The organism is Sanguibacter gelidistatuariae, assembly GCF_900096585.1.
GTDB classification, from domain to species: Bacteria; Actinomycetota; Actinomycetes; order Actinomycetales; family Cellulomonadaceae; genus Sanguibacter; species Sanguibacter gelidistatuariae.
The window spans coordinates 628,913-652,407 of record NZ_FMYH01000001.1 but is presented as its reverse complement, the minus strand read 5'-3'; the positions used below and the strand labels follow the sequence as shown (position 1 = coordinate 652,407).

General features: G+C 70.9%; 21 protein-coding genes. 13 read left to right on the top strand and 8 right to left on the bottom strand.

Annotation, left to right across the window (positions count from 1 at the left end; translation table 11 throughout):
• Window positions 1–149 precede the first annotated feature (149 nt).
• A complete protein-coding gene (locus BLQ50_RS02925; RefSeq protein ID WP_093181073.1) occupies window positions 150–611 on the top strand; it encodes a SprT-like domain-containing protein in 462 nt (153 codons plus the stop codon).
• Here BLQ50_RS02925 and BLQ50_RS02920 read toward each other — a convergent pair.
• The 3 genes from BLQ50_RS02920 to BLQ50_RS02910 all read right to left on the bottom strand — a co-directional run bounded on the left by BLQ50_RS02920 (window position 574) and on the right by BLQ50_RS02910 (window position 4,068).
• Window positions 574–1,737: an acyltransferase family protein gene (locus BLQ50_RS02920; protein WP_139185699.1), complete on the bottom strand. Its 1,164-nt coding sequence runs from the start codon at window positions 1,735–1,737 to the stop codon at window positions 574–576. The genes BLQ50_RS02925 and BLQ50_RS02920 overlap by 38 nt on opposite strands.
• Window positions 1,738–1,775: 38 nt before the next feature.
• Window positions 1,776–2,855, bottom strand: coding sequence for a pirin family protein (locus BLQ50_RS02915; protein WP_093181070.1), 1,080 nt, complete (start codon window positions 2,853–2,855; stop codon window positions 1,776–1,778).
• A gap of 298 nt (window positions 2,856–3,153) precedes the next feature.
• Window positions 3,154–4,068, bottom strand: a complete 915-nt coding sequence (locus tag BLQ50_RS02910) for a hypothetical protein (RefSeq protein WP_093181069.1) — start codon at window positions 4,066–4,068, stop codon at window positions 3,154–3,156.
• Window positions 4,069–4,239: 171 nt separating this feature from the next.
• Here BLQ50_RS02910 and BLQ50_RS02905 point away from each other — a divergent pair, with 171 nt between their 5' ends.
• Window positions 4,240–4,842: a TetR/AcrR family transcriptional regulator gene (locus BLQ50_RS02905; protein WP_093181067.1), complete on the top strand. Its 603-nt coding sequence runs from the start codon at window positions 4,240–4,242 to the stop codon at window positions 4,840–4,842.
• Window positions 4,843–5,035: 193 nt separating this feature from the next.
• Window positions 5,036–5,686, top strand: a complete 651-nt coding sequence (locus BLQ50_RS02900; RefSeq protein WP_093181066.1) for a biliverdin-producing heme oxygenase — start codon at window positions 5,036–5,038, stop codon at window positions 5,684–5,686.
• A gap of 16 nt (window positions 5,687–5,702) precedes the next feature.
• Here the strand turns inward: BLQ50_RS02900 and BLQ50_RS02895 are convergent, their stop codons facing one another.
• A complete protein-coding gene (locus BLQ50_RS02895; protein ID WP_093181065.1) occupies window positions 5,703–6,470 on the bottom strand; it encodes a MerR family transcriptional regulator in 768 nt (255 codons plus the stop codon).
• Window positions 6,471–6,585: 115 nt separating this feature from the next.
• Between BLQ50_RS02895 and BLQ50_RS02890 the strand changes: the two genes are divergently transcribed.
• Window positions 6,586–7,356 (top strand): phosphotransferase, encoded by a 771-nt coding sequence (locus tag BLQ50_RS02890; protein ID WP_093181063.1) that lies wholly within the window; start codon window positions 6,586–6,588, stop codon window positions 7,354–7,356.
• A 111-nt stretch (window positions 7,357–7,467) separates the two neighbouring features.
• On the opposite strand, the gene BLQ50_RS02885 is transcribed toward BLQ50_RS02890, so the two are convergent.
• Together BLQ50_RS02885 and BLQ50_RS02880 are read right to left on the bottom strand one after the other, a co-directional pair.
• Window positions 7,468–8,133 carry an HAD hydrolase-like protein gene (locus tag BLQ50_RS02885; RefSeq protein ID WP_093181062.1) on the bottom strand — a complete coding sequence of 222 codons (666 nt, stop codon included), beginning with the start codon at window positions 8,131–8,133 and terminating at the stop codon, window positions 7,468–7,470.
• Window positions 8,134–8,210: 77 nt separating this feature from the next.
• Window positions 8,211–10,136: an NHL domain-containing thioredoxin family protein gene (locus BLQ50_RS02880; protein WP_093181060.1), complete on the bottom strand. Its 1,926-nt coding sequence runs from the start codon at window positions 10,134–10,136 to the stop codon at window positions 8,211–8,213.
• Window positions 10,137–10,336: 200 nt separating this feature from the next.
• Here BLQ50_RS02880 and BLQ50_RS02875 point away from each other — a divergent pair, with 200 nt between their 5' ends.
• On the top strand, window positions 10,337–10,705 hold the full coding sequence (locus BLQ50_RS02875) for a DUF4333 domain-containing protein (RefSeq protein ID WP_093181059.1): 369 nt from the start codon (window positions 10,337–10,339) through the stop codon (window positions 10,703–10,705).
• A gap of 109 nt (window positions 10,706–10,814) precedes the next feature.
• On the opposite strand, the gene BLQ50_RS02870 is transcribed toward BLQ50_RS02875, so the two are convergent.
• Window positions 10,815–12,959, bottom strand: coding sequence for a S9 family peptidase (locus BLQ50_RS02870; protein WP_093181058.1), 2,145 nt, complete (start codon window positions 12,957–12,959; stop codon window positions 10,815–10,817).
• Between the two features lie 106 nt (window positions 12,960–13,065).
• Here BLQ50_RS02870 and BLQ50_RS02865 point away from each other — a divergent pair, with 106 nt between their 5' ends.
• Window positions 13,066–14,076 (top strand): aminoglycoside phosphotransferase family protein, encoded by a 1,011-nt coding sequence (locus BLQ50_RS02865; protein ID WP_217629080.1) that lies wholly within the window; start codon window positions 13,066–13,068, stop codon window positions 14,074–14,076.
• Window positions 14,077–14,279: 203 nt separating this feature from the next.
• Here BLQ50_RS02865 and BLQ50_RS02860 read toward each other — a convergent pair whose 3' ends face one another.
• Window positions 14,280–16,352, bottom strand: a complete 2,073-nt coding sequence (locus BLQ50_RS02860) for a bifunctional copper resistance protein CopD/cytochrome c oxidase assembly protein (protein WP_093181056.1) — start codon at window positions 16,350–16,352, stop codon at window positions 14,280–14,282.
• Window positions 16,353–16,431: 79 nt separating this feature from the next.
• Between BLQ50_RS02860 and BLQ50_RS02855 the strand changes: the two genes are divergently transcribed.
• The 7 genes from BLQ50_RS02855 to BLQ50_RS02825 are packed head-to-tail and all read left to right on the top strand — an operon-like array spanning window position 16,432 to window position 23,398.
• Window positions 16,432–17,430, top strand: a complete 999-nt coding sequence (locus BLQ50_RS02855) for an AAA family ATPase (RefSeq protein WP_093181055.1) — start codon at window positions 16,432–16,434, stop codon at window positions 17,428–17,430.
• 17 nt (window positions 17,431–17,447) lie between these two features.
• Entirely contained in the window at window positions 17,448–18,347 is a 900-nt protein-coding gene (locus BLQ50_RS02850; RefSeq protein WP_093181053.1) for a DUF58 domain-containing protein, read from the top strand.
• Window positions 18,334–18,822 (top strand): hypothetical protein, encoded by a 489-nt coding sequence (locus tag BLQ50_RS02845; RefSeq protein WP_093181051.1) that lies wholly within the window; start codon window positions 18,334–18,336, stop codon window positions 18,820–18,822. Before BLQ50_RS02850 ends, BLQ50_RS02845 begins: the two co-directional genes overlap by 14 nt.
• Window positions 18,816–19,931 (top strand): VWA domain-containing protein, encoded by a 1,116-nt coding sequence (locus BLQ50_RS02840; RefSeq protein WP_093181049.1) that lies wholly within the window; start codon window positions 18,816–18,818, stop codon window positions 19,929–19,931. The genes BLQ50_RS02845 and BLQ50_RS02840 overlap by 7 nt, the downstream gene beginning before the upstream one ends.
• A complete protein-coding gene (locus tag BLQ50_RS02835; protein ID WP_175558988.1) occupies window positions 19,928–20,953 on the top strand; it encodes a vWA domain-containing protein in 1,026 nt (341 codons plus the stop codon). Before BLQ50_RS02840 ends, BLQ50_RS02835 begins: the two co-directional genes overlap by 4 nt.
• Window positions 20,946–22,016, top strand: coding sequence for a hypothetical protein (locus BLQ50_RS02830; RefSeq protein ID WP_093181045.1), 1,071 nt, complete (start codon window positions 20,946–20,948; stop codon window positions 22,014–22,016). The genes BLQ50_RS02835 and BLQ50_RS02830 overlap by 8 nt, the downstream gene beginning before the upstream one ends.
• The gene (locus tag BLQ50_RS02825; RefSeq protein WP_245700845.1) at window positions 22,013–23,398 is read left to right on the top strand and encodes a D-arabinono-1,4-lactone oxidase; all 1,386 of its coding nucleotides are present in this window, start codon (window positions 22,013–22,015) and stop codon (window positions 23,396–23,398) included. Before BLQ50_RS02830 ends, BLQ50_RS02825 begins: the two co-directional genes overlap by 4 nt.
• Window positions 23,399–23,495: the final 97 nt, after the last annotated feature.

Here is a 23,495-nt window from a genome sequence, read left to right as displayed (position 1 = left end):
GAGAGTGGCTGGCCCGCGTCGGGGGGCGCGGGTCAGCCACGGTTATCCACCGATCACACAGGCGCGACTACGACTCTGTCGGCGCCACCGCATAGTGTCCTCTGCGTGGTCCCCGACCGGCGGTGACCCTGGCTCCGGAGGAGACCGGCATGGAACTCGGCGAGGTCCGGAAGATCGGCCTGCGGCTCATGGCGCTGCACGGCCTGCAGACCTGGGAGCTGACGTTCGACCACGCCCGGCGCCGCGCCGGCGCGTGCCACTACGCCTCCCGGAAGATCTCGGTCTCCCGACACCTGATGGCCTTGTACGACGAGCCCCTGGTCACGGACACGCTGCTGCACGAGATCGCCCACGCGCTCGTGGGGCACGGGGCCGGGCACGGTCCCCGCTGGCGTGCCATGGCTCGTCAGGTGGGCTGTTCGGGGAAACGTGTCATCGGACCCGAGGCTCCTCGCCCGGCCGCACCGTGGATCGGCGTGTGCAGCGGCGGGCACGAGGTCGACCGGTTCCGGCGCCCGCGCTCCGAGGTCTCCTGCCTGCGCTGCAGCCCGACCTTCGATCGGCGGTTCCTGGTCACCTGGACCCGGCGCGAGGAAGACGCCGCCGCCTGAGCGCATCGGTCGTGGCGAGCAGGCCCCACAGGGCGAGGGCCAGGAGGGGGAACCAGAGCAGCCGGCTCCACCACCAGGCCGCGCTGCCCGGGTCGGGGAACGGGACTCCGGCAAGCAGCAGCAGACCGGTGACGGCGACCAGGACCGGCAGGTGCCACAGGAAGGCGCGCATCGAGTTGTTCGACGCCGTATCGAGCACTGCGGCCACGCGCGGGCGGTCCAGCCACGGCGCGACGACCGGGCGCAGCAGGAGCGCGACCGGGATCTGCACCAGAGTCAACAGCAACGGCACGGTCCCGGGCGGGCTGAAGTTCGACCGTTCCCCGGAGAGACCGATCATCGACTCCGGCCAGATCGACGAGGCGGTCGCCGCGACCAGGGCGGCGAAGGCCACCGCGGCCCACGCCGCGACTCGGGTGCGGCTCATCCGCTGCAGTGTGCCGTCGAAGTAGGCGAAGCCGATCTGCTGCGCCACGCCCCAGACCAGCACGTAGTTGAGGTACCCCGGATACGGGTTGTCCGTGACGATCCGCACCACGTCGACGGCGACCGCGGCCAGCGACAACGCCGCCACGACCCACCAGCCGAACCGTTCGTGGAGGACGAGCATGACCGGCGCGATGAGCGCCAGGGCGGCGAAGACCGCGATGAACCACAGCGGCATGACGACCACGACCGCCACGGTGAGCGTCAGAGTCTTGGGCGCCCCCAGCCACAGCGCGAGTGCGACGGCCACCGCGACGAGCAGCACGAACGGGATGAGCGGGGTGAACAGTCCACCGAGACGGCGGTGGACAAACACCCGGTAGGCCTGCCCGAAGGTCGGCGGCACGTCACCGCGGCGGGTGCGCTCGCGCTCGACCACCCGGTTCCAGCTCGTCGCGTTGGAGAAGCCTCCGACGAAGAAGAACAGCGGGATCATCACGAGCACCCAGGTGATCGGCCACATCCATCGCTCGATGTTGAGGATGTTGTCGACCGTCAGCTCGCCGGCGGAGCTGCGGCCGATCGCGGCCATGGTCCAGTGCCCGAGGATGACGGCACCGAGCGCGAGAGTCCGCAGCAGATCGGCGAAGCGGTCCCGGGGCGCGGAGACCGAGAAACCCGGCGGGGTCGGCGCGGGCATCGAGACGGCCAAAGCCTCGGGGCCGGTCGGTTGGATCGTCAGGGGGCGTTCCTTCGGGGAGTCAGACGCACGGCGGGCAGCACCGGGGCTGGCAGCGACGGGCCGTCGTACCCGACGACCGTGCCAAACCTAGCCACGTCGACGGGATCTGGCGATGGTGACTTCTCTCCACCGATCCCCGCCGCGCTCGGCTCGCTCAGCTGACGCTCCCAGTCGGCACGTGCCTGGACGATGTCCTCGTGCGTGCGGCCGACAAAGTTCCACCACATGACGATCTCCTCCTCGAAGGGTCGGCCGCCGATGAGGAGGAGGCGGGCAGCGGCGTCAGGCGTGCGCAGCGTGACCTGGCGTGCTCCGGCGGGGAGGAAACCGAGCTCGGAGCGGGCCAGCGGGTCGCCGTCGACGAGGACCTGCTCGGCGGTGTCCAGCAGCACGGCGTGCTCGAAGGTCGGGTCGAGCTCAAGGGTCAGCTCGGCGCCGGCGGCGAGGTCGATCTGGGCGCCCACGAGCGGGGAGAAGATCGTCGCTGGCGAGCGCAGGCCGTCGGGCGCGCCGAGGCGCGCCTGCGCGGGCAGCTCGCCCAGGAACACCCGGACGCTGGCGCCCGGTGCGTGCAGGACAGGGAGGTCGCCATGGTGCTCGAAGGAGGGCGAGGCATCCAGGTGGGCCGCCGGGAGCGCCGTCCACAGCTGGACGCCGTGGAGGACCGGCACCCGGGTGGCCGCCGGGTCCGGCGACTGCTCCGAGTGGGAGATCCCGCGCCCTGCCGTCATGAGGTTGAGCTCCCCGGGGCGCACCATGCACACCGATCCCACGGAGTCCTGGTGGAGCACGTCGCCGGCGAACAGCCAGGAGACGGTCTGCAGACCGGTGTGCGGGTGGGGCGGGACGTGCATGCCAGGTCCGGTCGAGACGTCGTCGGGCCCGTAGTGGTCGAGGAAGCACCACGCACCCACCATGCTGCGCTGGCGCTGGGGAAGCGTGCGCCGGACGGTCATGGCGCGGGGGCCGCCGAGCGGGACCAGGCGGGGCTCCAGGATCTCGAGGCTGCGTTCGCGCGGACCGGCGTGCCCGGCCGCGCAGATCTCTTCCTGCGGCGCGGTCTCGAGGTTGCTCATCTGTCGAGGCTAGCCGCCTCCTTCGGCCGGTGCACCGCTCACTGTGGCTCACTGTGGCATTGCGCAGGCTCGGACGACGTGTCGAGCAGTTCGCGGGACCGGTACAAACACCTACGCACAGGCGTTCGGAGGTGATCGCCCGGGCTGTTGTCCACAGTGTTATCCACAGCCTGTGCACTGTACTTCTCCACATACGCACAGGCCTGTGGACAAATTCTGTGGACAACTCGGGACGCGGGACGCCTGTTCACCCGGAGGTCGCCGGACGTTCATGTGCTGGCGGTGGTGCGCGCCGAGCTCAGCGGGACCGGACGGGCGGATCCGTGCAGATGAAGCCGTCGTCGTCGAGCACGGTGCCCGCGACCGCGTCACGCAGGACAGAGACGACGTCGACCACGACCGGCGCCATCCGGTGGCGGGCAATCTGATACATGTGGGACGGGCTCTCCGATCGCTCCTGGTGAGCGTCTCCCGACAACCACCGCACCGAGTAGCCGAAGGGGCCGGACTCCCGCCAGGGGATGGTGCGCAACGCCGGGGGAAGGCTGCCTGCCCGTTCGCAGCGCACGACGACAGACCCGTCGTAGGGAGTGTGCGTGACGATCTCGAAGTTCTGGGGGGCGCTCGGATCCGGGCCCACGGTCTCGAGCGTGGCCTGCACCAGGACCGTGCGCACGAGCGCGAGGGCGTGGCCGGGGTCGAGCGTGAGGGCGCTGAAGAGATGCCGGTTGACCGAGCGCCTGGGGTCGAGGGGGATCGCCGTGTCTGCGCCCTCGACGACGACAGCACCCCGGGCGTGCCGGGCGGCCGCGACCATCCACCGCAGCACCCTGACCTCGCGCTCCGCGCGGGACGCCGCGTCGGCCCCGTCGATGCGCACGCCGAAGACGTCAACCCGCTGGGCCGTCAGGCCGAGCCCCTGGTAGCGGTCCGGCGGGAGCGGGCTCGGGCCGGTGAGCACGACGCCGTCTTCGAGCTCGAGCTCACCAGGCTCCGGCTCCGCCACGGTCGACATGCCGCGGAACCGTGCACCGCGCAACGGGACCGTGCGGGCGGCCACCGCCTCGGCGGTGACGGGCTCACGGAGCCAGCGGGCGGCCGGGTACCAGGCCCGGGCGAGCGTCTCGATCGGCGCGCTCGCCGGCACCGCGAACACGGGACCTGCTACGGGGTCGGGGCCGGTGACGCCGAAGGCTGTTGTCATCTTGGTCACGCTACGCAGCGAAGAATGCCAGGACGTTTCCGGTATGAAACGGCTGTGCGTACGCTTTCGGCGGCGCTCAGGCGTCGCGCTGCCCGCCCGGCCGCCCTCGCTGGGCCGTAGAAGGTTCGTGGAAGGGTACCCTTCCATGCGCGTTCTGACACGATGTGGGAGACTGTCAGAATGCCGAAGATCATTGGTGGATCACTCCACGAGCACCGCGAGCAGACCCGCCAGCGACTCTTCACCGCCCTGTCCGCGCTCATGGCCGAGCGCGGCTTCGACGCCATCTCCTTCGCCGACATCGCCTCGGCGGCCGGGGTTGGACGCACCGCGGTGTATAACCACTTCTCCGACAAAGAAGCCCTGCTCATGGGGTTCATCACCTTCGAGACCGAGCGCTACGTCGAGACCCTCAAGCGCTCGCTCGAGGGCGTGGAAGACCCGCTCCAGCAGCTGCGCACCTACGTCCGAGCCCAAGCCCGGCTCAAGCGCGTCTTCCACCTCGCCCCCGGACCGGACCTGCGCACCGTGCTCTCCCGCGGCACCCAGCAGCGCCTGCGCGAGCATGCCGTCGTGATCGAGGAGATCCTGCGCGACATCCTCACCGCCGGCATCGCCCGTGGGGAGTTCCCCAACCAGGACATCCCCACCTCGGTGGCTCTGGTCAACGCATGCCTGTCCGGTCGCCAGCTTCCCGAGGAGCAGACCGCCCGCGACGCCGCGATCACGGCGACCGAGGCGTTTGTGCTGCGCGCCGTCGGCGCGGGCCTCGTGAACGCCTGAACAAGGCCCGACGCCGGCCCCCTCCAGACGGCGCGATCGCGCCCTTGTCGCGCCCGCGTCGTCTCGCAGATCGGAATCCTCGACCACTAGGATAGGCAACCCTAAATTCATGCGGTACCGTTTCTGACAGGTCGTCATGACACCTTGTCATCTCCGTCGGGAGCCCGTCGACCAGCCGATCGAGGAGCCCACGGTGACCACACTCGCCACGGAACAGCCCACCCTGTCCCTGCGACTGCGGGAAGGCACCCGCTCCGAGCACGAGGACGCCGAGCACTCCGGCTACATCAGCAAGCTCATGGGCGGCGAGCTCAACACCGCCGCGTACGTAGCGCTCGCCGCGCAGCAGTACTTCGTCTACCAGGCACTCGAGGCCCTGAACGACGCCGTGCGTGGCCTCCCCCAGGGCGAGACGCTGCTCTTCGACGAGCTGCTCCGCACTCCCTCCATCGCCGAGGACCTCGCCTTCTTCATCGGACCGGACTGGCAGTCGCAGATCACCCCGCTGCCCGCGACCGTACGGTACGTGGCCGTCCTCGAGGCGTGCGCGACCTCGCTCCCGCGCTATGCCGCGCACGCCTACACCCGCTACCTCGGCGACCTGTCCGGCGGACAGATCATCAAGCGCATGCTCGAGCGCCACTACGGCGTCGGGCCGGAAGGGCTGGCGTTCTACACCTTCGCCGAGATCCCCAAGGCGAAGCCCTTCAAGGACGTCTACCGCGAGCGCCTGGACGCCCTGGTCTTCACCGAGGAGGAGATGGCTCGGGCGATCACCGAGGCGCAGGGCGCCTTCCGCCTCAACCAGGAGCTCTTCGCCGACCTCGGCGCCATCCACTGCTGAAACTGGCCGGTGCAGCTCACAGGTTCCGGTCGGCGTAGACCGTCATGGCATCCCGGACGAACACTGCCGTCCCCTCGCCTGCCCAGTCATAGGCGGCGGTGAACCGGGGGTCGTCCACGTACATCTCGGCTAGGCCGATGAAGTACTCCGCGGTGATCTCCGGCTGCCCGGTGCCGTGGGCGGACGCCGCGAGCCAGTCGTGCTGGCGCCGGGCCAGGGCCTGCGGTGCGTCGTCGCCCGGCGCCTGCCCCGCCTGCTTCGCGGCCGCGAAGCCCTCGGCGATCGCGCGCTGCTCGTCGAGGAAGGCGGACCGCTCCACCTCCCGCAGAGAGGCCCACCAGGAGTCGCCAGCCTGATAGGCCTTGGCGCCCCACCGCTCGGCGACCTCGCCCTGGTAGCGGGTGTGGTCGAATCCGTCGAACATGTTCTGTGCCATGAGTTCTTCACCGTTCTCAAGAGATCTGATCGTGCTCCGGACGGAGGCGATCTGATGGTCGAGCCGGTCGTGCTCAGACTCCAACCACCGCAGGTGCGTGCGCAGCGCACGCGCCTCGTCGTCGTCGGAATCGAGTGCGACCGCGATCGCGGGCAGCCCAAGGCCGAGGTCCCTCAGCATGAGCACCCGTTGAAGGCGGACGAGCGTCGCCGCGTCGTAGTAGCGGTACCCGTTCCCACCCGTCCGGCTCGGCCGGAGCAGCCCGATGTCGTCGTAGTGACGCAGCGTGCGGCTCGTGGTCCCGGCGGTTCGGGCGATCTCCTGGATAGACCAGTCGCGTTCCTTCATGACATTGACGGTAGAGGTTGACGTCGCGTCAAGGTCAAGGGCGGGCGTGGAGGCCCCTCTCACCCGTGCTCATAGGCGACTATGACCACGTGGACAAGTGCGGCACACTGGCCCCATGTCCCTCTCCGAAGAGACCCTGACTGGCGGCAACGTTGCCGCCAGCGTGGTTCTCGTGACCGATCCCGTGCTCGGGGCGACCGTGCGAAAGCCGGCGACACCCGCGACGCCCACGGTTCATGCCCTGCTCATCCACCTCGCCGACGTCGGCTTCGACGGCGCACCTCGGTCCTTCGGGATCGACGACCAGAACCGCCACGTGCTCGAGTACGTCCCCGGCACCATGGCCAACGCCATGCCGGCCATGACGGGCGCCGAGCTCGCCCGGGTCGGCGCCCTCGTCCGCGACCTGCACGACGCCACCGCGTCCTTCGTCCCGCCGCCGGGAGCGGTATGGGACGTGGCCATCCCGGCGGACCGCGACGACCTGATCTGCCACCACGACATCGCGCCATGGAACCTGGTCCGCGACGGGGACAGGTGGGTCATCATCGACTGGGACGGCGCCGGTCCCGGTTCCCGGCTGTGGGACCTCGCCTACGTAGCCCACGGATTCGTGCCGATGCACGCGGGAGGCGACCCCGCGGTCGACGGGCCGCGGCTGCGTGCCCTCGTCGACGGCTACGGGGTCAGCGCCCACCTGCGGCCCGAGCTCGTCCAGCTCACCGCGGACCACACCCGCGCGATGTACGACCTCCTGATCGACGGCGCACGCACCGGCGCGCAACCCTGGGCCGCGCTCCACGCCGACGGCCACGCCGACCACTGGGGCCCAGCGTCGGAGTACATCACCCGCAACCGGGCAGCCTTCCGCGCCGCCCTGCGCTGAGCGGGGCGGGGCGGGGCGGGCACGGCTGAGGTAGTCACTGGCGTGAGTACGTCAGTTCAGACGGGTGCACTCGCGCCAGGCTGACGACCTCGAGGTCGGGCTCATCGGGGGTCAGGGGGCGAGGACCGCGGCGGCGAGCTCGTCCGGGGTGGACGCCACCGCACGGGGCCGGGCGGCGGCGTGCTCGCCGGCGGCGGCGTAGCCCCAGGTGACGGCGATCGTCTCGATGCCGTGGGTGCGCGCCCCGAGGATGTCGTGCTCACGGTCGCCAACCATGACGATGTCGGACACCTGCGGCAACCCGCCCTCGGTTGCCGCCACGGTCTTGAGCGCGTGCTCGATGACGTCCGCCTTGGTGCTGCGGGTGCCGTCGAGGGTGGAACCGCAGATCGCCTCGAAGAACTGGTCGAGGTCAAAGTGCTCGAGGATCTGGCGGGCGAACACTTCCGGCTTGGAGGTAGCCACGACGAGGCGGATGCCGCCGTCGAGCAGCGTCGTGAGCGCCTCCCGGATGCCCGGGTAGACGGAGTTGTTGAGCATCCCGCCGCCCGTGAACGCGGCCCGGTAGGCCGTGACGAACTCCGTCAGCCGTTCTCCAGGGACCCCGTGCCGCAGGGCGCTCTCCTCGATCGGGGGGCCGACGACGCGACGCAGGTCTTCCTCGCTCGGGCGCGGGAGGCCCAGGGTGTCGAAGGCGTAGGTGATCGAGGCGATGATGCCGGGGGCGGAATCGGTGAGGGTCCCGTCGAGGTCGACGAGCGCAAGGGAGTAGGCCATCCCCCGATCCTCTCATCGCTGGCGCGCGGCCCTTCCCGCCGCCGTGCGGCGCGGTCGGCCCGGCTCAGCGGCCCGCTTCAGCCGTGCAGCGGCAGGGTCAACGTGGCCGGCCCGCCGGCGACCAGCCGAACCGGGACGCCCCAGTCCTGCTGGGCCAGGTGGCAGGCCGGGTAGGCGATCTCCGGGTCGGCATCGCAGCTCGCGGCCTGCGCGGTCACATGCAGAACCCCCTCACCAATCGCGGGGTTCAGCACGAGGCGCCGCTCGAGCGGACCGCCGTCGCCCGCTCCCTCGAGCAGCAGCTCGGGCGGTGTGGCCGAGACCTGCAGCCGGGTCGAGGGACCGTAGCGGTCGTCATACTTCTGCCCGGCGGCGGGGGTGAAGACGACGTCGAGCAGGAGTTCGCCGGGGCCCACCTCGGTGACGGGGCGCCGCGTGCGGTGCGCACCGGCGTCGAGCACCTGGCCGGCCAGGGTGGCCGGCAGCGCCACCCGGGTGAGCCGGTGGGCGGCCGACTCGACCACCACGAGCAGCACCCGGTCCCCTTCGACGGCCACGACGACGCCGCTCGGCTCCAAGAGCCCCGTCGCCACCGTGGTCACGGAGTCGGTGACGGGGTCGTAGCGACGCAGCGCCCCGTTGTAGGTGTCGGCCACGACGACAGATCCGTCCGGCAGCACCGCCACCCCAAGCGGGTGCTGCAACAACGCCTGGTCGGCCGGGCCGTCGCGGTGACCGAAGTCGAACAGGCCCTGCCCGACGACGGTCCCCACCTCGCCCCGCGTCGACCCCGCGACCGGGGTCACCACACGCAGCGCCGACGTCTCGGAGTCCGCGACCCACACCCGTCCGTCAGGCCCGGTCGCGAGGCCCGACGGCTGGGCGAACCACGCCTGCGCGAGCGGCCCGTCGAGCAGGCCCTCGTTCATGGTCCCGCCGACCACGGCGATCGAATCCTGCTCGTCGTCGAAGACCCACAGGGAGTGGTTGCCTGCCATGGCGACGACAAAGGCCCCCATCGCCTCGACCCAGGCGACGTCCCACGGCGACGACAGCTTCTGCCGCACGGCGCCGCCCTCGGGCGCTCCGGCGTCGGGCATGGCGAGCACGTTGTCGGTGGCCCCGACCATGTACTGCTGGCCGTTGCCCGCAACCGTCGTCACGTGACCGTCCGCGAGCCGCACGCCACGCAGGGCGTGGTTGACCGTGTCGGCGACGAGGACGTCGTAGCCGAGCCGCTCGCGCAGCTCCTGCGGCACCAGGCACAGGCCGTTCGGCTCGCTGAACCGGGCGTCGTCCGGCCCGCCGTCGACCAGCCCGCGCTCGCCCGAGCCGATGCGGCGCACGAGCGTCTCGCCGTCGGGCAGGAGCTCGGCGAGCGAGTGGTGACCCGCGTCCGCGACGAGGAAATTGCCTCCCGCCAGCGCGATCGCCTTGGCCGGGAAGCGCAGCGTGCCCGACGTCGGCGCGAGCGGCACGTATGGACCAGCGCCCTGCGCGGCGGGGCGCAGCGTGCCCTTGGCGCGGTGCTCGGCGGCGAGGTCGCTGACGAGGATCTCGAGGTTGTGGGCGTGTCCCTCCCCCGCCATCTGCGCCACGACGTACCCCTCGGGGTCGATGACCACGAGTGTGGGCCAGGCCCGCGCCGTGTACGCGGACCAGGTGACCAGGTCGGGGTCGTCGAGGACGGGGTGGTGCACCTCGTAGCGGTCGACAGCGGCCGCGAGCGCGGCGGGGTCGGCCTCGTGGACGAACTTCGGGGAGTGCACGCCGATGATGACGAGCTCGTCGCGGTGGGCCTCCTCGAGCTCGCGCAGCTCGTCGAGGACGTGCAGGCAGTTGACGCAGCAGAAGGTCCAGAAGTCGAGCACGACGATCGTCCCGCGCAGGTCCGCGAGCCGCACGTCCTTCCCGCCGGTGTTGAGCCAACCGCGCCCGACCAGCTCGGAGGCGCGGACCCGGGGCAGCCGGTTCGGGTGGGTCGCGGGGGGTGAAGTAGTCACGACCTCAGTCAATCACCGTCACGGTCCGGGTCCGGCATCGGTCGCGCCTCGGGGCTGTTACTGCTGGTCACAGGGCCTGGATGGGTCGCCGTGCGCCGGCCAGCCGCGAGATGGGCATGGGCACAGGTCCCCATCGTCCTCGCTTCACGCCCGCTCCGGCGCCCGATACGTTGAAGAACCCTCGATCACCTGGAGTCACGATGTCCGCACGTACCCACCGCACCCACCGTGCCCTCACCGTCCTGGGTGGGCTGGCCGTCGCCGCTGCGCTCGGCGCCTGCTCGGTCTCCGCCAGCGTCTCCGGGAGCATCGACCAGTCCGATCTGGAGACGCAGGTCGCCTCGACCATGGATGATCTGACCGGCAACTCATTCCCGGTCGAGTGCGACGGTGACCTCAAGGCGAAGGTGGACGGGACCCAGCGCTGCTGGCGGATCCTCGACGGACTCGCCGACCAGGGCGTGCCGGAGGGATCCCGTCTGGGTATCGATGTCGTCGTCACCTCTGTCGAGGACGGCCACGCCAAGTTCGACATTCAGGCCGACGACAAGATCACCGCCCCCAACTGACCCACCCACTTCTCCAGGCGCCCCCGAAGCCCCCGTTGAGTGCACGATTTTGTACGCGACACACCGTTATGACACGCACATTTTCTTACACTCAGCGGAGCGGCGACGGTTAGCCGAGGGTTTTGGGGAGGGTGTGGGACTCTCCTAGGACGTGGTCGGCCAGGAAGGCCTCGACGACCTCGTACCAGACGATCGCGTTCTGGGGGCTGAGCACCCAGTGGTTCTCGTCGGGGTAGTAGAGGAACCGGTGCACGGTCTCCCCGTTCGCGTCGGCCGGCAGCCCGGACTTGGCGAGCAGCTCGTACCAGAGGCGCAGACCCTCCCCGATCGGCACCCGGTAGTCCTTGTCGCCGTGCACCACGAGCATCGGCGTGACGATGTTCTCCACGAAGAGGTGCGGGGAGTTCGCGAGCGCCATCTCCGGCGTCATCTCCCGCTCCCAGTACGTGGCGGAGTCCGTCGTCGGGCCGAACTGGTCCAGCGCCCACAGGCTCGCGTGCGTGACGATCGCCTTGAACCGGTCGGTGTGACCGGCGACCCAGTTGGCCATGTACCCGCCGAAAGACCCGCCCATCGCGGCCGTGCGTGTCTCGTCGATCTCCGGCAGCGCCTCGGCCGCGTCGGTGATCGCCATGAGGTCGGTGTAGGGCGCCTGGCCCCACGCACCCCAGCCACGCTGGATGAACTCCTGCCCGTACCCGGTCGACAGGGCCGGGTCCGGCAGCAGCACGGCGTAACCCTGCGCGACGAGCAGCCACGGGTTCCAGCGCCAGCTCCACGCGTTCCAGGAGTTGAGCGGCCCGCCGTGGATCCACAGCAGCAGCGGCGCCGGGGTCTCGGGACCGGCGCCGTGCGGCAAGGCAAGGAACGCCCGGACCCGGGAGCCGTCGGCCGCGGTGGTCTCCACCTCGGTGAGCACGCCGGGCAGGGTGGGCGACGTCGTCGGGCCGGGCAGCGCGGTCGCCGGGACGGGGGCGCCCGTCGCCAGCGCGGCGGCCAGGTCGACGACGACCGGAACCGGCGGTTCCAGGTAGCTGACCCGCAGGGCGTAGACCCGCGAGCCGTCAGGTGAGATCTGCACGTCGGTGAACACGGCGTCGTCGCTGGTCACGCGGGTCACGTCGGAACCGTCGGTTCCGGCGGAGTCTCCCTCGCCCAGCGCGAGGTGGAAGATCGGGCCGCGCCCGTCGTCGTCGGCCGTGAGGAGCAGGCCGCTCGAGTCCGGCAGCCAGGTGATCGAGGACGGCCAGCGGTCCCAGCCACCCGCGAGCTGGTGGGTCGGCCCGCCGAGCAGGTCGACGACGCCGAGCGTCACGGCCGGTGCCCGCTCGCCCGTGCTGCGGCTCTCCCGGACGAAGGCCACGCGCGAGCCGTCCGGGGCGATCCGCGGGGAACCGAAGCTCGACTCGCCGTCGTCGACGAGCACCCGGCGCTCCCCGGTCGCGGTGTCGATCGCCATGAGAACCGTGCGGTGCCCGCCGCCGGACTCGGCGACGATCCACGTCGCTACGACGGTCGTGCCGTCGTCGGACAAGGTGGCGGACTGCTCCCGCAGGGCGGTGCCCGCGTCGGGGGTGAGGTCGCGCAGCGTGATCGCCGGGTCGACCTCCTCGGGGATGGCCGCGACGCCCGGGATCTCCCCATGCAGCTGCACGCCGCCGACGCCGGGCAGCGCACCCAGGAACAGGTGCGGGTCGGCCGGGCCGAGGTCGTGGTCCCAGTACCGCACCGGGTAGCCGGTGTGCAGGATCGCGGAGACCTTCTTCTTCTTGCGCTCCGCGCGCAGCTCGTCGTCATGGTCGGCGTCGGTCGCCGACGGCAGCACGCCCGAGCTGACCAGGACCACGGGTGCACCGGCGGCGGCGCGCGGGGCGCTCACCCCGGCCGTGCGGCTCGCGACGACGCGCGCCTCGCCGCCGCCGGCCGGGAGCAGCCACAGCGCGGCGGGCGTGTCGTCGTCCGCGGCGACCTGCGGGTCGGGCCGCGCGGAGGTGAAGAGCAGGTCGCCTCCGGCGGTGAAGGACGGGCTCTGCTCGCCCTTGCCGCTGCGGGTCAACCGCCGGGCCGGGCGGTGGCCCTCCGGGTCGACCTCCCACAGCGCGGTGACGTAGCCGGTGCGGGCCGGGTCGAGGGTCGCCACGGAGGTCACGAGCCGTGAGCCGTCCGGGGCGAGGACCAGCCCGCTCAGCCGCGGGAGGGCGATGTACTGCTCAAGATCATGGAACGGTGCGGGTGTCGCGTCGTCAGGGGTCATCCCCCCGTCCTATCACGTGCGCGGGGAGAGGGTGCACAAGAGCAAGCGCTCACGGAAGCTCCGGTCGCAGGCCCAGGCCTTGCGCGGACCGCCTACCGTTGACCGGGTGACCGATCACCCATGGGCCCCGCCCGACCCCGCGACGTACGTGCGCCGCTGGGGACTGGTCCCTGACGGCGCGCCGTTCTCAACCCCGAGCAGCCACCTCCTACCCGTGCGCCACGACGGCGTGCCCGCGATGCTCAAGGTCGCCCGCATCGCCGAGGAACGCGACGGAGCCCGCCTCATGGTCTGGTGGGCGGGCCGCGGCGCCGCCCGCGTCCTCCTGCACGACGACGCAGCGATCGTCCTCGAGCGCGCGCTCGGACCACGCTCCCTCACCGCCTGGGCCAGCCTCGGTGCCATGGCAGCTGGCCCGGGGGCCCGCGACGACCTGGCTGCGTGCGACGACCTGATTGCGTGCGACGACCGGGCGACGCAGGTGCTGTGCGAGATCGCCGAACAGCTCCACGCGGTGGGCGGCGCGCCGTCCTCGGAGGGCGCGTCTGCGGAGGGCGCTTCTGCCGAGGTCGCGTCGACGAAGGGCGGGGATGCGCGGTCACGGCTGGACCCTCCACCCGCCGGCCTCGTGCCCCTCGACCGCTGGTTCGCGGACCTGCTGACCGGGGTGGCCGGCCACGACGGGTTCCTCGGCCGGGCCGCGGCCACGGTCCGCGAGCTGCTCGCCGACCAGCGGGACGTCGTCGTGCTGCACGGGGACCTGCACCACGGGAACGTGATCGACTTCGGTGACGACGCCTCCGCTGAGTGGCGGGCGATCGACCCGAAGTTCCTCGTCGGGGACCGCGCCTTCGACTACACCAACATCGTCTGCAACCCGAGCCATGCGATCGCCGTCGTGCCCGGCCGCCTGGACCGTCAGGTGTCGGTGATCTGCGCGGCCGCGGGGTTGGACCGTCGGCGGTTGCTGCGCTGGATCGTGGCGTGGACCGGACTGTCCGCTACCTGGTACCTGGGCGACACGTCGATGCCCGCCCCCGAAGGTGAGACGGCCGCGGCGGCCGTGCTCGCCGTCGGGCAGGGCGCTGAGGCGCTCCTGGCGGCCGAACCCCGGTAGTCCGCACGCTTCCCCCGGCCCAGCGCCACCCCGAGCTCATACGGGGCGTGCTCTTGTCTACGGGGCGTGCTTTTAAGAGCACGTTCTGTATGCAAGAGCACGCCCCGTACGACGCTCGCCGGGGTCAACGCACTCAGGAGCCGGGCCGGCTGGATGCCGGCACGGCTGAAGGGCGAGGAGACGGGAGGCCGCGCAGACCGCGGCTACGACCGCCCGTCCCGATCGGCGAGCTTCTTGAGCATGTCGTTGTACTCGTCCATCTCGAGGTCGCCCTCGCGGTCGACCTTGCGGTCACGGCGCTTGGCGAAGCGCTCGTCGTCCTTGGACCAGGAGACGGCGACGATGAGCGCGAGCAGCAGGGTGGGTATCTCCCCCACGCCCCACGCGATGCCGCCGCCCTTCTGCTGGTCGGCGATCGCCGTCGGGCCCCACTCGCGGCCCATCAGGCCGAACCACTCCGGAACGAGCAGGATATCTCCGGACATGAGCGTCACGCCGAAGAAGGCGTGGAAGGCCATCGTGGCCAGGAGCAGCAGCAGGCGCTGGGCGTGCGGAGGACGCGAGGGTCCCGGGTCGATGCCGATGAGGGCGTTGGCGAAGAAGTACCCGGCCATCGTGAAGTGCACCGTCATGAGGATGTGCCCGATGTGCGTGGACAGCGCGTACTCAAACGCCGGGGTGTAATAGAAGACGATCATCGAGCCGGCGAAGTTGATCGCGGCGACGAGCGGGTGGGAGAAGAAGCGCCCGTAGCGGGAACCGATGATCGCCAGGATCCACTCGCGCGGGCCCCGGGTGCCGTCCTTGCGCACCGGGACCGCGCGCAGCAGCAGCGTGACCGGGGCGCCCGAGACGAGGAAGATCGGCACGACCATCGCCAGGATCATGTGCTGGAGCATGTGGGCGGAGAACAGCACCCGGCCGTAGACCACGGGCCCGCCGTTGGTGACCCAGAACATGACGATCATTCCCACGACCCAGGACGCAGTGCGCAGCCACGGCCAGGAGTCGCCGCGCCGGTGCAGCCGGACCACCCAGCGCAGGTACACCACGAGGCCCGCCGCGCACGCGAAGCCGAGCAGCACGTCCCAGCGCCACTGGGTGAACCAGCTCGAGAACGTCGGCTCGGGCGGCATCGGGTAGCCGGTGATGAGGTAGGCGGGGGTGGGGTCGACGGGCGGGGCGTTGTCGTCGGGCGGGTTCGTCCCACCGAGCGCGACGGCCACGCCGCTGACCGCGCCCATGACGATCAGCTCGGCGGCGACCAGCCGCCAGAACAGCGCGGTCGCGTGGGCGGGGCCACCCGCCAGCTTGCCCACGACCCACGTCCGGTGGGCCCAGCCGAAGCCGCCCAACACCACGAACAACACGGTCTTGGCGATGATGAGCACGCCGTAGTCGGTGCTCAGTCCGGACCAGCCGCCGAGCCGGACCAGGGCGTTGACCAGACCGGAGATCGCCACGATGACGAAGCACCAGCTGGCGATCGGCGAGTAGCGTGCGACCGTGACGGCCAGGTCGTCGCCGTCGAGGACCCGTCGGGTGCGCAGCACCGCGATCACCGCGAGCCCCCCGATCCACACCGCCGCCCCCACGAGGTGCATGAACATCGCCGAGACGGCCAGCTCGTGGCTGGTAGACCCGGAGGCGTGGCCCATGAGGGACTGCAGCACAAGCGCGACGACGGCTGGCACGGCCGCCCACAACGCACCCGTGGCGGTCGAGACGAGCAGGGCCAGGACCGCGGTCGCCGCGGCGATCACCGCGATCGCCAGCAGCGCCCGGCCGGAGGGGATCTGGGAGAGGTAGACACCGAGCTGGTCACCGAAGCCCTCGCTGCCGAGCGAGAGGCCCACGGTGTTCGCCCCGGAGAAGACCACCCGTGCCAGCGCGCTCACCGCCCACACCCCGGCGCCGATCCCGGAGACGGTGAGGGTGCGGCTGAGCACCACCCCTGGCCGCACGACGAAGGCCGCCAGCATCAAGCCACCCAGGGTCACCGCGATCGCGAGCTCGGAGGCCACCGTGGCGATCGGCAGGCCCCACCGCACGACCGTCCCGGGGTCGAGCAGGAGCTGAGGCGCGAAGGCCGCGGAGAACAACCCGCCGACGACGAGCGCAGCCACAGCCGCCGCCACGGCACCCGGCAGCGACCAGGTCAGGGATCGGGGCGCTCGGGTGGGTTTCACAACATCATGCTTCAGGCCTGCCGTCACCCCTCCAGGGTAAGTTGCCCGGCACCCGGTGGATAACCGCGGATGGGGACCTGAGTCCATGCGCCGAGCCGCTCAGGCGGGGTGCGCGCTGGCATACTGAACCGATCCCCGATGACCAGCGATGAAAGGTGCGTCCCGCATGAGTTCAGGCCAAGGCAGCATCTCCCCCGCCGACCTCGACCAGGCCAAGGTTCTCCTGGCCCGTGTCGCCACGGTGTTCGATCAGCGCGTCGTCGGGCAGGAGGCGCTGCGCACCGCGCTGGTGAGCTCGCTCATCAGCCGTGGGCACATCCTGCTGGAGAGCGTCCCCGGGCTCGCGAAGACGACGGCGGCCGAGACCCTCGCCGCGGGCGTCGGCGGCACGTTCCACCGCATCCAGTGCACCCCGGACCTCATGCCGAACGACATCGTCGGCACGCAGATCTACAACTACGGGACCGGCTCGTTCACGACCCAGCTCGGTCCGGTGCACGCGAACCTCGTGCTGCTCGACGAGGTCAACCGGTCGAGCGCGAAGACCCAGTCCGCGATGCTCGAGGCGATGCAGGAGCGCCAGACGTCGATCGGCGGCGTGGAGTACCCGCTGCCCGACCCGTTCATGGTGCTGGCCACGCAGAACCCCATCGAGGAGGAGGGCACCTACGTGCTCCCCGAGGCGCAGATGGACCGCTTCCTCATGAAGGAGGTCCTCACCTACCCGGCCGCGAACTACGAGGTCGAGATCCTCGAGCGGATCTCCTCCGGTCGCCAGAGCGCCCCGATCACGGTCGAGCCGATCTCCCTCGACGACGTCCGCTTCCTCCAGCGCCTCGTCGACGACGTCTACGTCGACACGTCGATCAAGCGGTACATCGTCGACGTCATCAACACGAGCCGGTTCTCCGGCCCGCGCCCCATCCAGGGACTGTCCAACCACATCCGCGTCGGGGCCAGCCCCCGTGGCTCGATCGCCCTCATGCGCGTCGCGCAGGCGCTCGCGATCCAGGCCGGGCGCAGCTTCGTCATTCCCGACGACGTCAAGGCCGTCCGCCACTCGGTCCTGCGACACCGCCTGGTGCGCACCTTCGACGCGCTCGCCAACAACGTCCAGCCGGAGCAGCTCATCGACGCGATCTTCGACGCCGTCCCGACTCCCTGAGGCGACCGGCACCCGACATGAACGACATCTCACGGCTGGCACAGGTGCGGGCTCGCCTCGACCTGCCCCTCGCGCGCCGCGCCGCGGGGCTGCTCGAGGGACGCCACCGCTCCCTGCTCAAGGGGCACGGGCAGGACTTCGACGACCTGTCCCTCTACTCCCCCGGGGACGACGTCGGCGACGTCGACTGGAAGTCGAGCGCCCGCGCGGGCATCCCGATCATCCGGCGCTTCGCCCGGCAGTCGAACCTCAACCTCGTGCTCGTCGTGGACACCGGGCGCAACATGGCGGCCCTGGCCGCCGGCGGTCAGGAGAAGTCCGAGGTTGCCCTGTTCATGTCCTCGCTCGTCGCCTACCTGGCCCGGGACCGTGGAGACCGGGTCGCCATGGTCGCCGGCGACTCCGAGCGGCTCATCCAGCGTCCCCCGCGCTCGAGCACGCAGGAGCTCGAGGTGATGCTCCACATGATCGCGAACGCCTACGACATCGACGCCCCGCCCAGTGACCTCAACCGGCCGCTCGAGCGGGCGATGAACGCCTTCCAGCGTCGCTCCCTCATGATTGTCGTCACCGACGAGGCTCGGCCCGAGCCCGGCCACGAGCGGCTGCTCCGCCAGCTGCGCGTGCGCCACGAGGTCATGGTGCTGGCCGTCGCGGACGCCTCCGCGCTCACCCTCACCGGCGGCCCCACCCACAAGCCGGTGCGCGACGTCGACGCCGACCTCCAGCTTCCGCCGTACCTTCAGCAGCGCCGCAACCTCCAGCACTCCGGGGACCAGGTGGTCCTCGCCCGGCGCAGGATGGTCGCCGAGCTGCTGCGCCGTCAGCAGATCCAGGGGATGATCGCGGACAGCTCCGACCACGCGATCACCCAGTTCATCGAGCTGTTGGGGAGGCAACGTCGTGCCAATCGATGACATCGTCGCGCCCGTCGACTTCAGCGTGTGGTGGACCGTCACCGGCATCGCCCTGATCGCCGCGATCGCCGCGTGGCTGGTCTTCGTCTTCGTCCACACCCGCCACCGACGCACCGAGGCGGACCTGCCGGAGGCGCCGCCTCCCGCGGCGTACGCGGCCGGCGGGGATCCCTTCGTCGACCTGCGCCTGACGTACCTGGCCCAGGTCGACGAGGCCGACCGGGCGTTCCACGCCCAGGAGATCGACGTCCGCGAGCTGCACCTGCGGCTGAGCTCGATCGTGCGTGAGTTCGCGGGACTTCGACGAGGAGTGGACACGTCTGTGATGACCCTGACCGACATCGAGCACCTCACCGGCGCGGGCCGGCTCGCCAACCTCATCGCCGGGTACTACCAGCCGGCGTTCTCGAAGTTCACCGCCGAGTCCGGCGCCGAGAGCCTCGACGGCGCCAGGACCGTGATCTCCTCGTGGTGACCGCAACAGGCGCCGTCCTCTTCGCGGCCGGCCCCGCTGGCCCCGCTGGCCCCGCCGGCCGCATCCTCGCCGCCGAGCAGGTGACCTCGTCGATCGCGTGGCCGTGGGCCATCGCGGTCGTGCTCGTGGTGGTCGCGGCCGCGGGCGGCCTCGCCTGGTACTTCGCCCGCAACCCCACGATCAAGCCCACCGAAGAAGCCGTCTGGGTCGCGAACTCCGACTACGTCGAGCAGATCCCCGAGTTCCGCTCGTGGGTGCGCCGCTACCGGGGCCTGCAGTGGGCTGGCATCGCCGCCATCGCCCTCGGGGCGCTCGCGTCGGCGTTCATCGCGGCCCGTCCGGTCGACATCGCGGTCTCCAACTCCAAGCTCGCGACCCGGGACATCGTGCTCTGCCTCGACGTGTCCGGTTCGATGATCGAGTACGACATGGAGATGGTCGACGTCTTCGCCGAGCTGGTGGACAGCTTCGAGGGAGAGCGGATCGCCCTGTCGATCTTCAACTCGACCTCGCGCACGGTGTTTCCGCTGACCGATGACTACGCCCTCGTCCGTGACGAGCTCGAGGCGGCCAAGGAAGCGCTCGACCCCGAGGTCCTCTACAGCGAGGACAACGACCTCATCGACAAGTACCTGCTCTTCTCCGCGGGGACGATGGGCACCATGGAAGGCTCCTCGCTCATCGGCGACGGGCTGGCCAACTGCGCCATGCAGTTCGACGAGTCCGAGACCGAACGCTCGCGCTCGATCGTCCTGGCGACCGACAACGAGATCATGGGGACCCCCATCTACACGCTCCAGGAGGCCGTGGACTTCACGCAGGAGCGTGGCATCGCGATCAACGGCCTCTACGGCGCCGGCGACTTCGGCCCGGACGCCCAGTACGCGGGCGAGTACAAGGACGCGATCGAGGGGGCCGGCGGCAGATACTACTACAGCGACGACCCCACCGCCGTCGACGAGATGGTCAAGGAGGTCCAGGCCCAGCAGGCGGTCGACCTCGACGCGACCCCCGAGGTCACCTCGACCGACAAGGCGGGCCCGTGGTTCGCCTGGGTGCTGGTCGCCGTCGTCGGGCTGGTCCTGGTGCAATGGAGGCTCCGCGAATGATCCTGCAACCACTCGTGCCCGTCGCGCTGCTGGTGATCGTCGTCATCCCGCTGCTCGTCCTGACCGGCACCCTCGCCGTCCAAGGCTTCCGCCAGAACAGCCCGGCCGGGCGCCACCAGGCCTGGTCCTGGCTGCGCAGGCTCGCGATCGTGGTCGTCGTCGCGGTCATCGGCGTGGGGCCGAGCCTGCCGCGGACGACCATGGACACGTCCATCACCGCGGTCGACATGTTCTTCGTCGTGGACCGCACCGGGTCGATGGCCGCCGAAGACTACGACGGCACCTCCCCACGCCTGGACGGGGTCCGCGCCGATATCAACTCCCTCGTCGCCGACGTGCCCGGGGCCCGGTACTCGATCATCTCCTTCGACTCCCAGGCGAGCCGCCAGCTCCCGCTGACGACCGACGCCCGGGCGGTGAAGTCCTGGACCCAGACGATGGACCGTGAGGTGACCGCGCGCTCACAAGGCTCCCTCGTGGACCGTCCGCTCGACGAGCTCAGCCGGGCGCTGACCGCCTCGGCCGAGCAGCACCCCTCCAACATCCGCCTCGTCTTCTTCATGACCGACGGCGAGAACACCGCTGACGGCGACCGCCGGTCCTTCGCGGACCTCGCCCCGCTCATCGACGGCGGCGCGGTCCTGGGCTACGGCACCGAGGAAGGCGGGCGGATGAAGGAATACGCCCTCTCCGCTGCCGGCGACGGCACCGAGGGCACCTACCTCAAGGACGAGTCCCTCCCCGGCAGCCCCGACGCCCTGTCGATCTACGACCCGGTCGAGCTCGCGGCCCTCGCCGACGAGCTCGGAGTCGAGTTCGTCCACCGCACGACCGCCGGGGAGACCACCCAGATGATCGCCGGGCTGGACCCCGAGCAGATCGCCGCCGACGGCCGCCGGTCGTTGACGTCCTATCAGATGCTCCTGTGGCCCTTCGCCCTGCTGCTCTCCGTGCTGCTCGCAGCCGAGGCCGTAGCCGGAGGCGCCCACCTCGGACGCAAGGTCGGAGTCGAGCATGCCTGACCTGAACAGCCCCGACCTCCCGTCGAAGGCGTCCTCCCGGGCGCCTGTACCGGCCGACCGGCGCTCCGCTCGCCGCGCCCAGCTCGAGCAGCAGGCCGCCGAGCGCCGCCGCATCTACGAGTTCGACCAGGTGGCTCGGGTCCGCGGGAAGCGCCTGGCGCGCCGTCGGCGGATGCTCCTGTGGTCCGCCCCGGTGATCCTGGTCGCCCTCGTGGTGATCTGGAAGGCGTTGTCGGTCCCGATCATCGCCGGCGCCGCCCAGGACAAGTACGCCTCGAGCGACTTCGACGGCGCCGAGTCCTCCTTCCACACGCTGCAGACGTGGAACGTCGCGGAGAAGTGGAAGGTGTACTTCAACGAGGGCACCGCGCAGCTCGCGGGCGACCATCTCGACGCGGCGATCGCCACGTTGTTCCTCGCGCACGGCCTGGCCCCGGCCGCGCCGGAGGACATGACGAACCTGCCCGACGGCGACGTCCCCCCCATCTGTGCGATCCAGACGAACCTCGCGATCGCCCACGAGCTCAAGGGGGACGTGACCCAGGCGGTCGCGGACTCCCACGTCGAGCGGATGAAGCGCGAGCAGATCGCCCTGGATGCGCTCGGCGCCGATGTCCCGACCGACGGCACCGCACCCGATCCCGGCCAGTACAAGGACCTCGCGATCACGACGTACCTGGAGTCCGAGGCGCTCTACCGCAAGGCCAACGAGGTCCGGACGTGGAACGACTGCCCGGACGACACCGCGGCAGCCGAGCGCAACGTCGAGAAGGAGACGACCGCGCGGGAGAAGCGCGAGGCGCTCGAGAACCCGCCTCCCCCGGACGGCGGCGGTGAGGGCGAGCAGGATCCTCAGGACCCGAGCGACCCGTCGGATCCCAGCGATCCGGGCGACCCCAGCGATCCGGGCGACCCCACGCCCGCCGAGCCGACGCCGTCCCCCGAGGAGCAGCGCCAGGCCGAGCTTGAGGAGCGCAACAAGGCGGGCGAGAATGAGCAGCGCCAGACCGAAGACATGGTCTCGCCTCCGGATATTTCCGGCTCAGACACACAGAAGTGGTGACGACAGACGTGACGACGAAGTCCGCAGGAACACACGCAGCGACGCTCGCAGGAACGAACTGGGCAGGCAACCTCAGCTACTCCGCACACGGGGTGGTGCGCCCGACGACGGTCGCGGAGGTCCGTGACCTCGTCCTCGCCGCGGGCGCAGCGATGGCCGACGCCGCATCGGGGGCTCCGGCGGGCACCGCCCGGCTGCGCGCCCTGGGCAGCCGGCACTGCTTCAACGACCTCGCCGACACCTCGGGGCTGCTGGTCAGCCTCGAGGACCTCGAGCCGGTCGCGGCCGGTCACCTGCAGCTGGGGACCACCGCCGCGGGCATCCCGACCGTGCGGGTCAGCGCGGGCACCCGGTACGGGGACCTCGCCGCGGCGCTGTTCCCGCTCGGGCTCGCCGTCCACAACCTCGCCTCCCTCCCGCACATCTCGATCGCCGGGGCCATCGCGACCGCGACCCACGGGTCGGGGAACGGGAACCAGGGGCTGGGCGGTGCCGTCGTCGGGCTCGAGCTGGTCACCGGGACCGGTGAGTTCCTCACCCTGCGCCGCGACGAAGAGGGCCCCGTGCCCTTCGACGCGGCCGTGGTGCACCTGGGCGCGCTCGGCATCATCACCCACATCACCCTCGCGGTAGAGCCGACCTTCGACGTCCGCCAGGACGTCTACCAGGACCTGCCGTGGGCCAGCCTCGAGCAGAACTTCGACGCGATCACCGGCGCCGCGTACTCGGTGAGCGTGTTCACCCGGTTGCGCGAGGACGCCGCCGACCAGGTGTGGCTCAAGAGCCGGGTGGACGCCCTCGGCGAGACCGGCGACCTCGGCTACGGCGACGACTTCTTCGGCGCGCGGCGCGCAGCCGTGGCCCTGCACCCGCTGCCGGGGATCTCCGCGGAGAACTGCTCCGAGCAGCTGGGCGTGCCCGGGCCGGGCCACGAGCGCCTCGCGCACTTCAGAAGAGAGTTCACCCCGAGCAACGGGGCCGAGCTGCAGAGCGAGTACCTCGTCCCGCGCGAGCACGCCGTCGCCGCGATCGCCGCCGTGCGGGCGCTGCGCGAGCGCATCGTCCCGCTCCTGCAGATCATCGAATTCCGCACGATGGCCGCGGACGGCCTGTGGCTCAGCCCCGCCGGCCAGCACGACACCGTGGGCCTGCACTTCACCTGGCTGCCGCGCCAGACCGAGGTCGAGGCGCTGCTGCCGGCCATCGAGGCCGCTCTGGCGCCCTTCGACGCGCGCCCGCACTGGGGCAAGCTCTTCACGACCGACGCCGCACGGCTGGCCGAGCTCTTCCCGCGGCTGGGTGAGTTCGCAGCGCTGGCCGACGGGCTCGACCCGGCCGGAGTGTTCGCCAACGACTATCTGGACCGGGTGCTGGGGCGCTGACAGCGCCTCCGCAACCGACCCTAGCGACCTAGGTCGCTAGTTTCCACGATTCCCATCGCCAGGAGCGCGCCCGCGGCTAGGTTGGTTCTCGACCTTT